The sequence below is a fragment of the Pseudomonas sp. CFBP13528 genome, assembly GCF_005233615.1.
Lineage (GTDB): Bacteria > Pseudomonadota > Gammaproteobacteria > Pseudomonadales > Pseudomonadaceae > Aquipseudomonas > Aquipseudomonas fluorescens_AM.
In genome coordinates this window covers 101,157-115,003 of sequence record NZ_QGAJ01000016.1, presented here as the reverse complement: position 1 = coordinate 115,003, position 13,847 = coordinate 101,157, and the positions used below count along the sequence as shown (strand labels likewise).

Below are 13,847 nucleotides of genomic sequence, written 5' to 3'. Positions count from 1 at the left end.
CATGGAACGCATCCCTATTTTGCAGATGGGCGAGTTTTTGCTCGTGACCATCCAGGTGGACATGCACGACCAACTCGCGCTGACCTTGCAGGACGACCTGTCCGAGCGTATCAGCCGCACCTCGGCGCGCGGCGTGCTTATCGATATCTCGGCGCTGGACATGGTCGACTCCTTCATCGGGCGCATGATCGGCACCATCTCCGGGTTGTCCCGGATCATGGATGCACAAACCGTACTGGTCGGCATGCAGCCTGCGGTGGCCATTACCCTGGTGGAGTTGGGCATGACCCTGCCCGGCGTCGCGACCGCACTCAACGTCGAGCGCGGCATGAAGCTGTTGCGCGACCGGGTAGAACACTCATGAACCAAGCCAGCAGCGGCACACACCCTGTGCTGATAGAACAGGACGTTGTGCTGGCTCGACAATTGGTACGCAGACTGGCCCAGGACTGCGGCATGCGCTTGATCGACCTGACCAAACTGGTCACGGCGGTCAGCGAGTTGGCGCGTAACACCGTGGTCTATGGCGGTGGTGGCTACATGGACTGGGCAGTGCTCGAGAAAGACCACCGCCCCGGCGTACGCCTCACGTTTCGCGATGAGGGGCCGGGCATTCCCGACCTCAAGCTGGCGATGACCGACGGCTGGACCTCCGGCGGCGGCCTGGGCCTTGGGCTCACCGGAGCCAAGCGCCTGGTAGACGAGTTTGAACTGGACACCGAGCCTGGCAAGGGTACCCGCGTGACGATAACCCGATGGGCCTGAATATTCCCAGCGCGCTCACGCACGTACTGTTGATTGAAGATACCAGCCAGATCGGCCACGCCCGGCGCACGGCCCAGCACTTATCCGAGTCGCTGGGTTTCGATGAAACCGATGCGGGCCGCGTAGCGCTGGTCGCCACCGAGCTTGCCAGCAATATCCTCAAACATGCCACGCACGGTGAGTTGCACCTGCGCGCCACCGGCAACGGCGGCGTCGAAATGATCGCCATCGACCGTGGGCAAGGCTTTGATATCGACAGCGGGCTGGTGGACGGTTTTTCCACCGGGGGCACCCAGGGCATCGGGCTGGGGGCAATATCGCGCCTGGCGCAGGTGTTCGATGCCCATGCCGATCAGCGCGGCGCGGCGATACTGGCCAGGCTGACGCCGCGTGCCGCAACGACCCGGGATATTCGCTATGGCGTCAGCCAGCACTCGCTGCATAACGACCCTCACTGCGGTGATGCCTGGCACCTGGCGATCGAGCCTGGGCGGTTCAGCGTAATGATGGCCGACGGGCTCGGCCATGGCGAATACGCCGAGCAGGCAGCCCGAGCGGGAGAGGAGGTGTTTGCACAAAATGCCTTCATGGATTCGACGGTACTGATGAGCGATATGCACATCGGCATGAACGGCACCCGTGGCGCCGCCATGGCGGTGGCCCAGTACGATGCCGTGGCCGAGACGCTCAGGTTTACCGGCATCGGCAATATCGGCGGCAGCCTGATCGGGCCTGGCAAGCCGCGCGGCCTGGCCTCACACCCGGGTATCATCGGCGTGCAGTTTCGCAAGGCCCAACCCTTCGACTATGCTCAGGTGGCCGATCAGTTGCTGATCCTGTACAGCGACGGCCTGCAATCACGCTGGAATCTTTCGGACTATCCGGGGCTCGTCCACCGCCACCCCGCCCTGATTGCCGCCATCCTGCACCGTGACTTCTGCCGCGGTCGGGACGACGTTACTGTCTTCGTGATTGCCCTGGAGGCCATCGATGGCTGAAACCACTGCCTCGCTCGCCGCCGAAATCCAACGCCTGCGCCAGGAAGCGGATGCCCTGCGCGCGGAGTTGGATGAAACCAACCAGGGCGTGCTGGCGCTGTATGCCGAACTGGACATGCAAGCCGACCAACTGCGTGAGGCGTCAGACCTCAAGAGTCGTTTCCTGTCGTACATGAGCCATGAGTTCCGCACACCCCTGGGCTCGATCCTGAGTATCACCAGCCTGCTTGCCGACGAACTGGACGGCCCGTTGAGCCCGGAGCAACACACCCAGGTCGGGTTTATCGCCAGCTCGGCGCGCGAATTGCGCGAGATGGTCGACGACTTGCTCGACCTGGCCAAGATCGAGGCCGGGCGCATCACTATTTCTCCGGCCTGGTTCGATATGTTCGACATGTTTTCGGCGCTGCGCGGCATGTTCCGCCCCATTGTGGACGCATCATCGGTCGACCTGATCTTCGAGAAGCCTTCCGGCCTGCCCAAGCTCTATACCGATGACAAAAAACTCGCGCAAATACTGCGCAACTTCATTTCCAACGCCCTGAAATTCACCCTGCAGGGCGAAGTGCGGGTCTCGGCGCGCATGGAGAGCGAACACGAGATCCGTTTTGCGGTGCAGGACACCGGCCTGGGCATACCCGCCGAGTTGCACAACAACCTGTTCGAAGACTTTTCCCAGATCGACTCACCGCTGCAGAAACGCCTGCGCGGTACCGGCCTGGGCCTGTCACTGTGCAAGCGTTTTGCCCAGTTGCTGGGCGGCAGGGTCGGTGTTGAAAGCACGCCCGGCGTAGGCTCGCTGTTCTTTGTAGTTATCCCTCTCTCCATTGCCAGCGAGAACGTCGATGAAACGTGAGATCCAGCTGCTGATCGTCGACGACAATGCCGCGACGCGCTACGCCCTGCGCAGACGCCTCGAGCGCCATCACTACCTGGTGCTCGAAGCCGGCACGGGCCAGGAGGGGCTGGACCTGATCGCCACGGGAAAAATTGATGCGCTGATCCTCGACGTCAACCTGCCGGACATGAGTGGCTTCGACATCGTGCGCCGTTTGCGTACCGACCCGAACACCGCCTTGCTGCCGGTGGTGCACGTGTCGGCGGCGTCCATCGAGACCGGCGACATCATCACCGGCCTGGACGCCGGGGCCGACGCCTACCTGATCCACCCGATCGACCCCGAAGTGCTGCTGGCGACGCTGCGCACCCTTTTGCGCGTGCGCGACACTGAATACGCGCTACGGCAAAGCGAGGCGCGTTTTCGAGAGATCTTCTTTAATATCAGCGCGCCGATTGCAGTGCTGGATGCGCAACTGAAGGTCCACGAATGCAACCACGCATTCGCCCAGTTGATTCACGACAACCTCAACCCCGATGCCCTGCTTGAATGCTTCGCCGGCGACCAGTATGCAGTGATCCAGGAGCTGTGCCTGCGCCTGGCGGCCGGCGAGCGTTGGAAAGGCACGCTGCAGATGAAAGTCGACGGCCAACTGCGCGAAACCGAATGGCAGATCTCGCCCTATGACCGCGCCGAGCTGAGCCTGGTATTTGTCGAGGACGTGACTGAATACCGCCATCGCGAGCGTCATCAACAGGCCGAACTCGCCAACGCGGCGACCCGCCTGGCACGCACTGAGGCGCAACTGCTCCAGGCCCAGAAAATGGACGCCCTGGGCAAACTCACCGGCGGTATCGCTCACGACTTCAACAACCTGCTCACCGGTATCATCACCAGCCTGGAGTTGATCAAGAAGCGCATTGAAAGCCAGCGCACCGATAAGGTCCTGGGCTATGCCGACGCCGCACTCAGTTCAGCCCTGAGCGCCGCCGGCCTGACCAACCGCCTGCTCGCGTTCGCCCGGCAGCAGCCGCTGGACACGCGGCCTATCGATATCAACGCGCATATCCGTTCCCTGGAAGAACTGCTGGTACGCACCATCGGCGAACACATCACCTTGAAACTGGAGCTGACCAATAACGCCGCCGTGGCGATGGTCGACCCGATCCAGCTGGAAAGTGCAGTGCTGAACCTGGTGATCAACGCCCGCGATGCGCTGCCCAAAGGCGGCAATATCTGGGTGACCACCTACCCTGCCTACTCCAACGGCAACCTCAAGCTGGAAGACGGTCCCTACATCGCGCTATCGGTAAGGGACAACGGCGTAGGCATCGAGCACAGTGTCATCGACAAGGTGTTCGATCCCTTCTTCACCACCAAGCCAGTGGGCCAGGGCACCGGCCTGGGCCTGTCGACCATCTACGGTTTCGCGCGCCAGTCCGGCGGCGATGCGCAGATCCGCAGCGTCACCCGCCAAGGCACTGAAGTGACGATCATGCTCCCGGCCGCGGAAGGTCCTGCCTCGGTAACCACCCGATCGTTGGCAAAGCCGGGCAAGAGCAAAGGTGAACATATACTCATCGTCGAAGACATGCCTTCGGTGCGCAGCTTCGTCGCCGAAGTGCTGGCAGACGCCGGTTACCACTGCAGCCTGGCAGCCGACGGTGACGAAGCGATCGCTATCTTGAAAACCGACCTGACGATCAACCTGCTGCTCACCGATGTCGGCCTGCCCTACATGACCGGCCGTGAACTGGCTGATTTCGCCCGTGGCCTGCGCAACGATTTGCCGATCCTGTTCATGACCGGCTACGCCGAGAATGCAGCGAATCGGCAAAATTTCCTGGGTGAACGCATGGACCTGATCACCAAGCCGTTTCACATTGACGAACTGCTCGAAAAGATACGCCAAGGCCTGGAAGCAAAGTCCTAGCGTCGTTGATAACAGCTCGAACCACGCCACCGCTTCGTTCAGCCAAGTCGCCAACTGCGCCACCTCGCGACTGCCAGCTGGCTTTTACTGTTTTCCAAGCGCCTGCCAGGGCGACGCATCGATTGCGCTGATGATTACTATCGAACCGAGCGCCTGCTCAATTACCACCACTGGTTTCTATAATCGCTCCGAATTCCCTCCCCCTCGCCTGTTTCAGGCGACGTTTACCCCGGAACTGAACGCCATGCCCAATGCCAACCAGGCCCCTCGCGGCCTTCCCGAACATAATCAGCAAAGTGTCAAACAGCAGTGGTTGGCGATTCTTTCGGTCGCCGTGGGCGCTTTCGCCCTGGTGACCAGCGAGTTTCTGCCGGTGGGCGTGCTCAACGACGTTGCCAGCGACCTCGGCATCAGCGCCGGCCACGCGGGCCTGATGGTGACCCTGCCGGGCATCATGGCCGCCCTCGCGGCGCCGCTGCTGTCGGTGATCATTGGCAAAATGGATCGCCGCTACCTGCTGATCGGCCTGACATTGGTCATGATCATCGCCAACCTGGTCGTGTCTCTGGCCAGTGACTTCAGCCTGCTGCTGTTCGGCCGCGTGTTGCTGGGCATCAGCATCGGTGGTTTCTGGGCGACGGCCATCGCCCTCAGCGGTCGCCTGGCGCCCAGGGGAGTGGACGTGGCCAAAGCCACCTCGATCATCATGATGGGCGTAACGCTGGCCACCGTACTGGGCGTGCCCGTCGGTACCTGGCTGAGTGGCCTGATGGGCTGGCGCATGACCTTCCTGGTCACCGCGCTGCTGGGTGTACCGGTACTGCTGGCGCAGGTCTTCCTGTTGCCTCGACTCTACCCGGAGAAGGCCATCCTCGTGCGTGACTTGCCGGCGTTGTTTATCAACCCACGTGCCCGAGTCGGACTGATCGCCGTGTTGCTGATCGGCCTGGCGCACTTTGCCGCCTACACCTATGTCGCGCCGTTCTTCAAGAACAGCGCCGGCTTCGATGGGCCAACGATCGGTTCACTGTTGTTGATGTTTGGCGTGGCCGGTGTGGCAGGTAATATTTTTGCCGGTTTCGCCGCCAACCGCAGCGTGCGTCACACCCTGCTGCTGGTCGCGCTGATGATCGGCACCAGCACCGCCCTGTTCCCCTACTTCGCCACCGGCATGATCGGCGCCACGATGCTGATCGCGCTGTGGGGCTTCGCCTTTGGCGCCTTCCCGGCGTGCGCCAGTATCTGGATGTTCGTGGTCGCGCCCAAGGACGTGGAACGTGGCATGCCGCTATTCGTTGCGCTGTTCCAGGTGATCATTGCGCTGGGCTCGTTCTTTGGTGGACAGATCGTTGACCACCTGGGTACTTCGGTATTGTTAAGCCTGGCCACAGCGCTGGTGGGCGCAGGTTTCGTCACCGTGTTGGTGCTGGGTCGTAACATCAGCAATCGCCTGGCCGCTCAACCGGCCTGACCAGACAACACACTGAAAAGCCTGCTGAGCATTGAGCTCGGCAGGCTTTTTTGTTTCAGGCCGTTATTTATCTAACTACCTATCCCGCAGAACGTAAGCGACCATTCGGAAAGGCCTGGTAACGAGAATTCCCGCAGTGAAACTTGAGCATCCAAGCCTCTAAGCTAGCCTCAGAAGGGTCGCCGCTGTGGCGACGTACTTGCCAGGGAGCTTATATGCCAACGAGATATCGTGATGCAGTCACAGGGGAATACGTGACAGAAGGTGAGGCAAAGAAACGGCCGAGGGAGACGGTCAAGGAAACGGATAAAAAGTCGCCAGCAAAACCGAAGGGTAAAAAGTAGGATCAAAGAATGAAAGCGATTGCCGTATGTCCAGACAGACCTGCCAAAGGGACGCACCTGATCCAGTGTAATGACCAACGTCATTACAGGAGGACTTTTCCATGGCATCTATCAACGTTCGTATCGATGACGACCTGAAAGCTCGCGCCTATCACGAATTGGAGAAGCTCGGCGTCACGCCCTCAGAGCTGATGCGTCAGGCGCTACAGTACGTCGCCGAGCGTGGTCAACTGCCATTCAAGCCCGTGCTGATGACGCAGGCGGATGAAGCCTTGATGTCCACGGTACGTGAACGCTTGGCATCTCCCCAGCGAGTGAAGGTTTCGTTAGATGACCTATAGCCTCGATTTTGATGCGCGCGCATTGAAGGAATGGCAAAAACTCGGCGACACCCTCCGCCAGCAGCTTAAGAAGAAGCTGGTGGAGATTCTGAACAACCCCGCAACGAAGCCAATCGCCTGCATGGACTCCCTGACTGCTACAAGATCAAATGACGCAGTAGCGGTTACAGGCTGATCTATCAAGTGATCGATCAGGAAATTACCGTCGTCGCGGTGGCCGTGGATAAGCGGGAGCATGATCAAGCCTATCGCAAGGCGAATGAGCGCTTGAGCTAACCGTGGGTTGATAGCCCAACGCCCCAAACGGAAAAGCCCCGTAGCTTAGGCAGCTACGGGGCTTTTTCATGTAATGGCGGAGAGATAGGGATTCGAACCCTAGGTACCGGTGAAGGTACAACGGATTTCGAATCCGTCCCATTCGGCCACTCTGGCATCTCTCCAACGGCGCGCATCATAACAGCCTGTTTCGTGGAAGCAAAGCTCTGATGAGATTTTTTTCCGTGCTATCAGATGCTTGCGTCGATTACAGCGGTACACCAAGACGATTGGCGACTTCTTCGTAGGCTTCGATGACGTCACCGAGGCCCTGGCGGAAGCGGTCTTTGTCCATCTTCTTCTTGGTGTCCTTGTCCCACAGGCGGCAGCCGTCCGGGCTGAACTCATCGCCCAGGACGATGGAGCCATCGTGGAATACGCCGAATTCGAGCTTGAAGTCCACCAGCAGGAGGCCGGCGTCGTCGAACAGCTTGCTCAGCACGTCGTTGACCTTGAGGGACAGCTCTTTCATGCGTGCCAGTTGTTCAGCGGTGCCCCAACCAAAGGCCACGACGTGGGATTCATTGATGAACGGGTCGCCCTTGGCGTCGTCCTTCAGGAACAGTTCGAAGGTGTAAGGGTTGAGCTTGAGGCCCTCTTCCACGCCCAGGCGCTTGACCAGGCTGCCGGCGGCGTAGTTGCGTACGACGCATTCGACCGGAATCATGTCGAGCTTCTTGACCAGGCATTCGTTATCGCCCAGCAGTTTGTCGAACTGGGTCGGGATGCCGGCTTCTTCGAGCTTCTGCATGATGAAGGCGTTGAACTTGTTGTTCACCATGCCCTTGCGATCAAGCTGTTCGATGCGCTTGCCATCGAACGCCGAGGTGTCGTTGCGAAACAGCAGGATCAGGCGGTTGGCGTCGTCGGTCTTGTATACCGACTTGGCTTTGCCGCGGTAGAGTTCTTCACGTTTTTCCATGATGGGCTCCGCTTTGAGTGAGGTGGGCTAGGCGATGTGGCGCCAGTCGAGCCCTGAATCTTGATCGGCCAGTTGCAGCCAGTCCGGGTCGCACCCGAGGGTGTCGACAAAACATTGCCGGGCAAGCATCGGCAGGTTGTTCTTGCTGCTCAGGTGGGCCAGGACCAGGTGTTGCAGGTCTTGCCAGCCCAACTCATACACCAGGTACGCCGCCTGATGGTTGTTCAAATGTCCCAGTTCGCCGCCCACCCGCTGCTTGAGAAAGTAGGGGTAGTGACCGCGAGCCAGCAGGTCTCGGCAGTGATTGGACTCGATCATCAAGGCATCGAGGTCGCGGTAACCGTCCAGCACCTTGGCGCAGTAGGAACCCAGGTCGGTGAGCACACCGAAGCGTCGCTCGCCGTCACTGAATACATATTGCGTCGGCTCCTGGGCGTCGTGAGCGACTGCGACGACACTGATGCTCAGGGCACCGATCTGCAGTTGCTCGCCACCGGCCAGGAAACCTGCGGGTTCAATGGGTTTGCGCATCCCGCGCAACGTGCCGCGACTCAGGTACACCGGAAGATTGTAGCGTCGAGACAGCAAACCCACGCCATGCACGTGGTCGGCATGTTCGTGGGTCACCAGAATCGCACTCAGCTGCGCGGGGTGAACCCCCAGGCGCAGCAGGCGTCGTTCGGTTTCTCTTAATGAGAAACCACAATCTACCAATATGTACGTGTCGTCATGGGCGACCAGCGTGCCGTTCCCTTGGCTACCGCTACCGAGAACAGCAAAACGCATCGGATCAGCCCAGGTTGTCCTGAATCACACCCAACACTTTGCGCGCTGTTTCAGCTGGCGCGACAGTGTTGATGTTTTTCTCGACGGTGACTTGCACGCTCTCGCCGACTTTGCTCAAACGAACCTGATAACGCTCGGCGCGGGTCTCGACTTCTTCCTTGGTCGGCTGGCTGCCGAACAGCTTGCCGAAGAAACCTGGCTCGTCGTCTTTTTTCTCGGCCTTTTCAGCCACGTTGATGTAGTAAAGACCCAGGCTGCGGTTGATGTCCTCAACGCGCCAAGGGCCCTGCTCCAGGGCGCGACCTACGCTGGCCCAGGCACGGTCCAGGTCTTCACCCAGGTTCAGCACCACGTTGCCGCTGCCATCTTCGGTGAGGCTGACGCGGCTAGGCGTGTCGTAATCACGTGCGGCGAGCAGGGACACCGAGCCGCCCTTCTCGGAGATGCGGCTCATGCTGGCCAGCATCTCGTCGACCAGCGCGGCGTCGACACCGGTATTGACCGAGCGCGGCGTGAAATCGACGCTCGCCGTGCTACCGGCAGGACGCTCGGCGCTGACCACATAGACTTCACTGGTATTGCGCTGTACGCCTGGCTCGATGCGCACACGCACACGGGCTTCGCTGTCGGCGGCTACACCGCCAGCCAGCAGGCGCTGGGCCATGTTGGCGGACAACTCACGGCCTTGCTGCCACGCCGTGGTGAACTCACCCGTCTGCGGGCGCTGCTGGTCGATGCGAAAGCCATTGTCCTGGAAAAACTGCACCGCCACCGGCCAGACCTCGGCGGGTGGACGCTGAGCCACGATCCAGCGGTTGTCGCCACTCTTTTGCAGGCTGTAGTCGCTTGCATCGGCAACCGCCGTGATCGGCTGCGGACGTGGCACCACGTATTCACCCTTGACGGTGTCGTCGGCGACATTGCGCGGAATCGGCAGCAGTGGGTCCAGACGCTTGGCGACATTCACGTCAGGCGGCAGTTGCATGGGTTTGGTTGCTTGCGCTTCCAGGTAATCGCTGCCGCGGTCACGGAAGTAGCCTTCCGGGCCCCATACCCAACCGCAGCCACTGGTGCTGGAGATAATCAAGGCAAGTGCGGAAAGTCCGGCCAATCGCTTCATGCGTAGTGCTTCCTCAATTAAACCAGGACGCCGGACTGGCGCAGGGCCTGTCGCAGCGGTTCGTGAAAGGCTTCGCTGAGACGGGTGAGCGGCAGACGGATACCGTCCGGCATCATGCCCATTTCAGTCAGCGCCCATTTCACGGGAATAGGGTTGGATTCGATAAACAGTGTCTTGTTGAGCGGCATCAGCTTTTCGTGGATCGCGCGGGCGGTCACGGCATCACCGGCAATGGCGGCGGCGCACAGGTCGCTCATGGCACGCGGGGCGACGTTGGCGGTCACGCTGATGTTGCCTTTGCCGCCCAGCAGGATCAGTTCCACGGCGGTGGCGTCGTCACCGGAGTACAACAGGAAGTCGCTGCTGACACCGGCCAGAATGTCCTTGGCGCGTTGCAGGTCGCCAGTGGCTTCCTTGATGCCGATGATGTTCGGCACGGTGGACAGGCGGATCACGGTCTCGGCCTTCATATCGCACGCGGTACGACCCGGTACGTTATAGAGGATCTGCGGGATCTGGACGGCTTCGGCGATGGCTTTGAAGTGCTGGTACAAGCCTTCCTGGGTCGGCTTGTTGTAGTACGGCGTCACCAGCAGGCAGGCGTCGGCGCCGGCCTTCTTGGCATTCCTGGTCAATTCGATCGCTTCACGCGTCGAGTTGGCGCCGGTACCTGCGATCACGGCGATGCGGCCCGCAACGCGCTTGACCACGAACTCGATCACCTGGATGTGTTCTTCCACGTCGAGGGTGGCCGACTCACCGGTGGTGCCGACCGCCACGATGGCGTTGGTGCCTTCTTGCAGGTGGAAGTCCACCAGTTTGCCCAGGCTGTCCCAGTCGAGATGACCTTGTGCATCCATGGGTGTGACCAGTGCCACCATACTGCCCGCAATCATGCAACCGCTCCTGCCGGAAAAAGAGAGCCGTAATGGTACTGGCGCCAAGATGCTTGTACAAGCGAAGTACCGTGCGAGGATGCGTTCTGGCGCAACTAAACGACGGGCAATGCCATCATTGGGCCAAAGCAGCGCCTGAAGCAGGTCGTTCACGCAATGAAAACGCCACCTCCTAGCCCTTGGCGACGGTTTTCGCTACCCTTGATCCTTTGATCGATACAGCTCTGGCGGTATCGACCGCTCATCGCTTTAGGAAGGCTGCATGTCCACCCCCACAGTTCGCGAACAATTCCTTGTTATCAGTGCCCTCGGCGCCAACCCCATGGAGCTGACCAACGTCCTGTGCCGCGCCAGCCATGAGAATCGCTGCGCGGTGGTGACTTCGCGCTTGACCCGCCATGGCGAGTGCAGCGCTCTGGTGTTGCAGATTTCCGGCAGCTGGGACGCCCTGGCGCGCCTTGAGACCGGCCTGCCGGGCCTGGCCAAGAAGCACGACTTCACCGTCAACGTAGTGCGCAGCGCTGCCTTGGAAAATCGCCCACAGGCCCTGCCTTATGTGGCGTATGTCAGCTCGGCCTACCGCTCGGACATCGTCAACGAGCTGTGCCAGTTCTTCATCGACCACAACGTCGAGCTGGAAAACCTGACCTGCGACACCTATCAGGCGCCGCAAACCGGCGGCACCATGCTCAATGCCACCTTCACTGTGACCTTGCCGGCCGGCGTGCAGATCAGTTGGTTGCGCGACCAGTTCCTGGATTTCGCCGATGCCCTGAATCTTGACGCGCTGATCGAGCCATGGCGCCCACAGAACCCAATGTAAGGAAGGACTCATGCCGGTAGCCATCGACACACCTGTAGCCGATTTCCAAGCCCAGTCCACCAGCGGCCAGACCTTCAGCCTCGCAGCCCTCAAGGGCAAGCAAGTGGTGATCTACTTCTACCCCAAGGACAGCACGCCGGGCTGTACCACCGAAGGCCAGGGGTTTCGTGACCAGTACGCAGCGTTCAAGGCCGCCAACACCGAGGTGTTCGGCGTGTCGCGTGACAGCGTGAAGTCTCACGAGAACTTCAAGGCCAAGCAGGCGTTCCCCTTCGAGTTGATCAGCGACAAGGACGAAGCGGTGTGCCAGCTGTTTGATGTAATCAAGCTCAAGAAGCTCTACGGCAAGGAATACCTGGGCGTGGATCGCAGCACCTTTCTGATCGACAGCGAGGGTGTACTGCGTCAGGAATGGCGCGGCGTGAAGGTGCCGGGGCATGTGGACGCTGTTTTGGCAGCGGCGCAGGCGCTGAACCAGGCCTGATTGGCGTTTATAAGGCCATCAGGCCTTGCGCAACCAGTAACGGTACACACCAGCAGACTCTTCTTCCTGGACCAGCGTATGGCCCGCCAGCCTGGCAAAGGTGCGGAAGTCACGCTGGGAACCGGCGTCTGTGGCGGTGACCTTGAGTACGGCGCCGCTGGCCAGTCGGTTGAGTTCCAGCTTGGCCTTGAGCAAGGGCAACGGGCAATTGAGGCCGCTGGCATCGAGTTCGGCATCAAAGGCAACAGCGTCGATCATGGTGTTACTCCAGGCAAACATTTGAGCGGCTTAGAATATCTGGTCCGAAGCTCAGTGTCCGGCTACAGTAAGCTCTTTGTCGAAAGGCTTTGTGCATGACTTTTTTGCGCCCTACCCTGCTGACGCTGGCCTGCCTGCTGGCCTCCCCGGCCTTCGCTGATGAGCTGCCGTCACTCGGCGACGCCAGTTCTGCCATTGTCTCGCCGCAACAGGAATATCAACTGGGCCGCGCATGGCTGGCTTATCTGCGCGGCCAGGTCTCGCAGCTCAATGATCCACAGCTCAAGGATTACGTCGAAACCAGCGTCTACAAGCTGGTGGAAACCAGCCAGGTCAACGACCGGCGCCTGGAATTCATCCTGATCAACAGCCCGCAGCTCAACGCCTTCGCCGCACCCGGCGGGATCGTCGGGGTCAATGGCGGCCTGTTCCTCAATGCCCAGACCGAAGGTGAATACGCCTCGGTGCTGGCCCACGAATTGGCGCACTTGTCCCAGCGCCACTTTGCCCGGGGCGTGGAAGCGCAGTCGCGCATGCAGATCCCGATGATGGCGGCCCTGCTCGGTGGCATCATTGCCGCCGCAGCCGGCGCCGGCGATGCGGGTATTGCCGCGATCGCCGGTTCCCAGGCCGCTGCGATCCAGGAGCAGCGTCGATTCTCTCGCCAGAATGAGCAGGAAGCCGACCGTATCGGCATCCTCAACCTGGAGAAAGCCGGCTATGACCCGCGCTCCATGCCCACCATGTTCGAGCGCCTGATGCGCCAGTACCGTTTCGATGCCAAGCCACCGGAATTCCTGCTGACGCACCCGGTCACCGAATCGCGGATCGCCGACACCCGCAACCGCGCCGAACAAGCCAAGCCTGGCGGCAAGGAAGACAGCCTGCGCTATCAGTTGATTCGCGCGCGGGTGCAATTGAAGTATGAAGATACCCCCGGCCTCGCCGCCAAGCGTTTCCAGGCACAGCTGGACGAGAATCCGAAGAACGATGTAGCGCGTTATGGCCTGGCCATCGCCCAGATCAAGGGCACCCAGCTCAAGGAAGCCCGGGAAAGCCTGGCACCGCTGCTGGCCAAGGCGCCCAACGACATTACCTACAACCTGGCGCAGATCGAACTGGACATCACCAGCAATCGCATGCCGGACGCCCAACAACGCACCGACCGCATGCTGACCCAGTACCCCAGCAATTATCCGCTGAACCAGGTACGCGTCGATTTGCTGCTCAAACAGAACCGTACCGCCGATGCGGAAAAAGCCCTGGATGGCTTGCTCAAGTCCCGCCCGGATGATCCGGACGTGTGGTATCAGGTCGCCGAGACGCGCGGCTTGTCGGGCAACATCATCGGCCTGCATCAGGCGCGCGCTGAATACTTCGCCTTGGTGGGCGATTTCCAGCAAGCCATCCAGCAATTGGACTTTGCCAAGCGCCGCGCCGGCAACAACTTCCCGCTGTCCTCGCGAATCGATGCACGCCAGCGTGAGTTGATCGAACAGGAACGCCTGGTGAAAGGGATGATGAGCTAAACCCATCGCCCACAAAAAAGCCCC

At 60.5% G+C, this 13,847-nt stretch carries 15 protein-coding genes, 1 tRNA gene and 1 pseudogene; 11 read left to right on the top strand and 6 right to left on the bottom strand.

Going from position 1 to position 13,847, the window contains the following annotated elements; genetic code table 11:
• Window position 1: 1 nt before the first annotated feature.
• The 8 genes and pseudogenes from PspCFBP13528_RS23200 to PspCFBP13528_RS27680 all read left to right on the top strand — a co-directional run bounded on the left by PspCFBP13528_RS23200 (window position 2) and on the right by PspCFBP13528_RS27680 (window position 6,966).
• Window positions 2-364 (top strand): STAS domain-containing protein, encoded by a 363-nt coding sequence (locus PspCFBP13528_RS23200; protein WP_017254285.1) that lies wholly within the window; start codon window positions 2-4, stop codon window positions 362-364.
• The gene (locus tag PspCFBP13528_RS23195) at window positions 361-765 is read left to right on the top strand and encodes an anti-sigma regulatory factor (protein ID WP_065886285.1); all 405 of its coding nucleotides are present in this window, start codon (window positions 361-363) and stop codon (window positions 763-765) included. Before PspCFBP13528_RS23200 ends, PspCFBP13528_RS23195 begins: the two co-directional genes overlap by 4 nt.
• A complete protein-coding gene (locus tag PspCFBP13528_RS23190; protein ID WP_137201604.1) occupies window positions 756-1,763 on the top strand; it encodes an ATP-binding protein in 1,008 nt (335 codons plus the stop codon). Before PspCFBP13528_RS23195 ends, PspCFBP13528_RS23190 begins: the two co-directional genes overlap by 10 nt.
• The gene (locus PspCFBP13528_RS23185) at window positions 1,756-2,619 is read left to right on the top strand and encodes an ATP-binding protein (protein WP_065886284.1); all 864 of its coding nucleotides are present in this window, start codon (window positions 1,756-1,758) and stop codon (window positions 2,617-2,619) included. The genes PspCFBP13528_RS23190 and PspCFBP13528_RS23185 overlap by 8 nt, the downstream gene beginning before the upstream one ends.
• The gene (locus PspCFBP13528_RS23180) at window positions 2,609-4,534 is read left to right on the top strand and encodes a response regulator (protein WP_137201603.1); all 1,926 of its coding nucleotides are present in this window, start codon (window positions 2,609-2,611) and stop codon (window positions 4,532-4,534) included. The genes PspCFBP13528_RS23185 and PspCFBP13528_RS23180 overlap by 11 nt, the downstream gene beginning before the upstream one ends.
• A 244-nt stretch (window positions 4,535-4,778) precedes the next feature.
• Window positions 4,779-6,005: an MFS transporter gene (locus PspCFBP13528_RS23175; RefSeq protein WP_065949236.1), complete on the top strand. Its 1,227-nt coding sequence runs from the start codon at window positions 4,779-4,781 to the stop codon at window positions 6,003-6,005.
• Between the two features lie 445 nt (window positions 6,006-6,450).
• Window positions 6,451-6,690, top strand: a complete 240-nt coding sequence (locus PspCFBP13528_RS23165; RefSeq protein WP_137201602.1) for a type II toxin-antitoxin system RelB/DinJ family antitoxin — start codon at window positions 6,451-6,453, stop codon at window positions 6,688-6,690.
• A pseudogene (locus PspCFBP13528_RS27680) lies at window positions 6,680-6,966 on the top strand (type II toxin-antitoxin system RelE/ParE family toxin). The gene PspCFBP13528_RS23165 and the pseudogene PspCFBP13528_RS27680 overlap by 11 nt, the downstream one beginning before the upstream one ends.
• Window positions 6,967-7,040: 74 nt before the next feature.
• On the opposite strand, the gene PspCFBP13528_RS23155 reads toward PspCFBP13528_RS27680, so the two are convergent.
• The 5 genes from PspCFBP13528_RS23155 to dapA all read right to left on the bottom strand — a co-directional run bounded on the left by PspCFBP13528_RS23155 (window position 7,041) and on the right by dapA (window position 10,729).
• Window positions 7,041-7,130 (bottom strand) — tRNA-Ser (locus tag PspCFBP13528_RS23155).
• An 83-nt stretch (window positions 7,131-7,213) separates the two neighbouring features.
• Window positions 7,214-7,927 (bottom strand): phosphoribosylaminoimidazolesuccinocarboxamide synthase, encoded by a 714-nt coding sequence (gene purC / locus PspCFBP13528_RS23150; RefSeq protein WP_003172493.1) that lies wholly within the window; start codon window positions 7,925-7,927, stop codon window positions 7,214-7,216.
• Between the two features lie 27 nt (window positions 7,928-7,954).
• Complete coding sequence (locus PspCFBP13528_RS23145; protein ID WP_065949250.1) at window positions 7,955-8,713, bottom strand: MBL fold metallo-hydrolase; 759 nt, start codon at window positions 8,711-8,713, stop codon at window positions 7,955-7,957.
• 4 nt (window positions 8,714-8,717) lie between these two features.
• Complete coding sequence (bamC, locus tag PspCFBP13528_RS23140; protein WP_065949251.1) at window positions 8,718-9,833, bottom strand: outer membrane protein assembly factor BamC; 1,116 nt, start codon at window positions 9,831-9,833, stop codon at window positions 8,718-8,720.
• Between the two features lie 17 nt (window positions 9,834-9,850).
• A complete protein-coding gene (gene dapA, locus PspCFBP13528_RS23135) occupies window positions 9,851-10,729 on the bottom strand; it encodes a 4-hydroxy-tetrahydrodipicolinate synthase (protein ID WP_065949252.1) in 879 nt (292 codons plus the stop codon).
• 262 nt (window positions 10,730-10,991) lie between these two features.
• Between dapA and PspCFBP13528_RS23130 the strand changes: the two genes are divergently transcribed.
• Both PspCFBP13528_RS23130 and PspCFBP13528_RS23125 read left to right on the top strand, forming a co-directional pair.
• A complete protein-coding gene (locus tag PspCFBP13528_RS23130) occupies window positions 10,992-11,552 on the top strand; it encodes a glycine cleavage system protein R (RefSeq protein WP_003189463.1) in 561 nt (186 codons plus the stop codon).
• A gap of 10 nt (window positions 11,553-11,562) precedes the next feature.
• Complete coding sequence (locus PspCFBP13528_RS23125; protein WP_101219190.1) at window positions 11,563-12,036, top strand: peroxiredoxin; 474 nt, start codon at window positions 11,563-11,565, stop codon at window positions 12,034-12,036.
• 18 nt (window positions 12,037-12,054) lie between these two features.
• Here PspCFBP13528_RS23125 and PspCFBP13528_RS23120 read toward each other — a convergent pair whose 3' ends face one another.
• Window positions 12,055-12,294: a sulfurtransferase TusA family protein gene (locus PspCFBP13528_RS23120; RefSeq protein ID WP_065949254.1), complete on the bottom strand. Its 240-nt coding sequence runs from the start codon at window positions 12,292-12,294 to the stop codon at window positions 12,055-12,057.
• Between the two features lie 95 nt (window positions 12,295-12,389).
• Here PspCFBP13528_RS23120 and PspCFBP13528_RS23115 point away from each other — a divergent pair, with 95 nt between their 5' ends.
• Window positions 12,390-13,823 carry a M48 family metalloprotease gene (locus tag PspCFBP13528_RS23115; RefSeq protein WP_065949255.1) on the top strand — a complete coding sequence of 478 codons (1,434 nt, stop codon included), beginning with the start codon at window positions 12,390-12,392 and terminating at the stop codon, window positions 13,821-13,823.
• The last annotated feature ends 24 nt before the right edge of the window (window positions 13,824-13,847 follow it).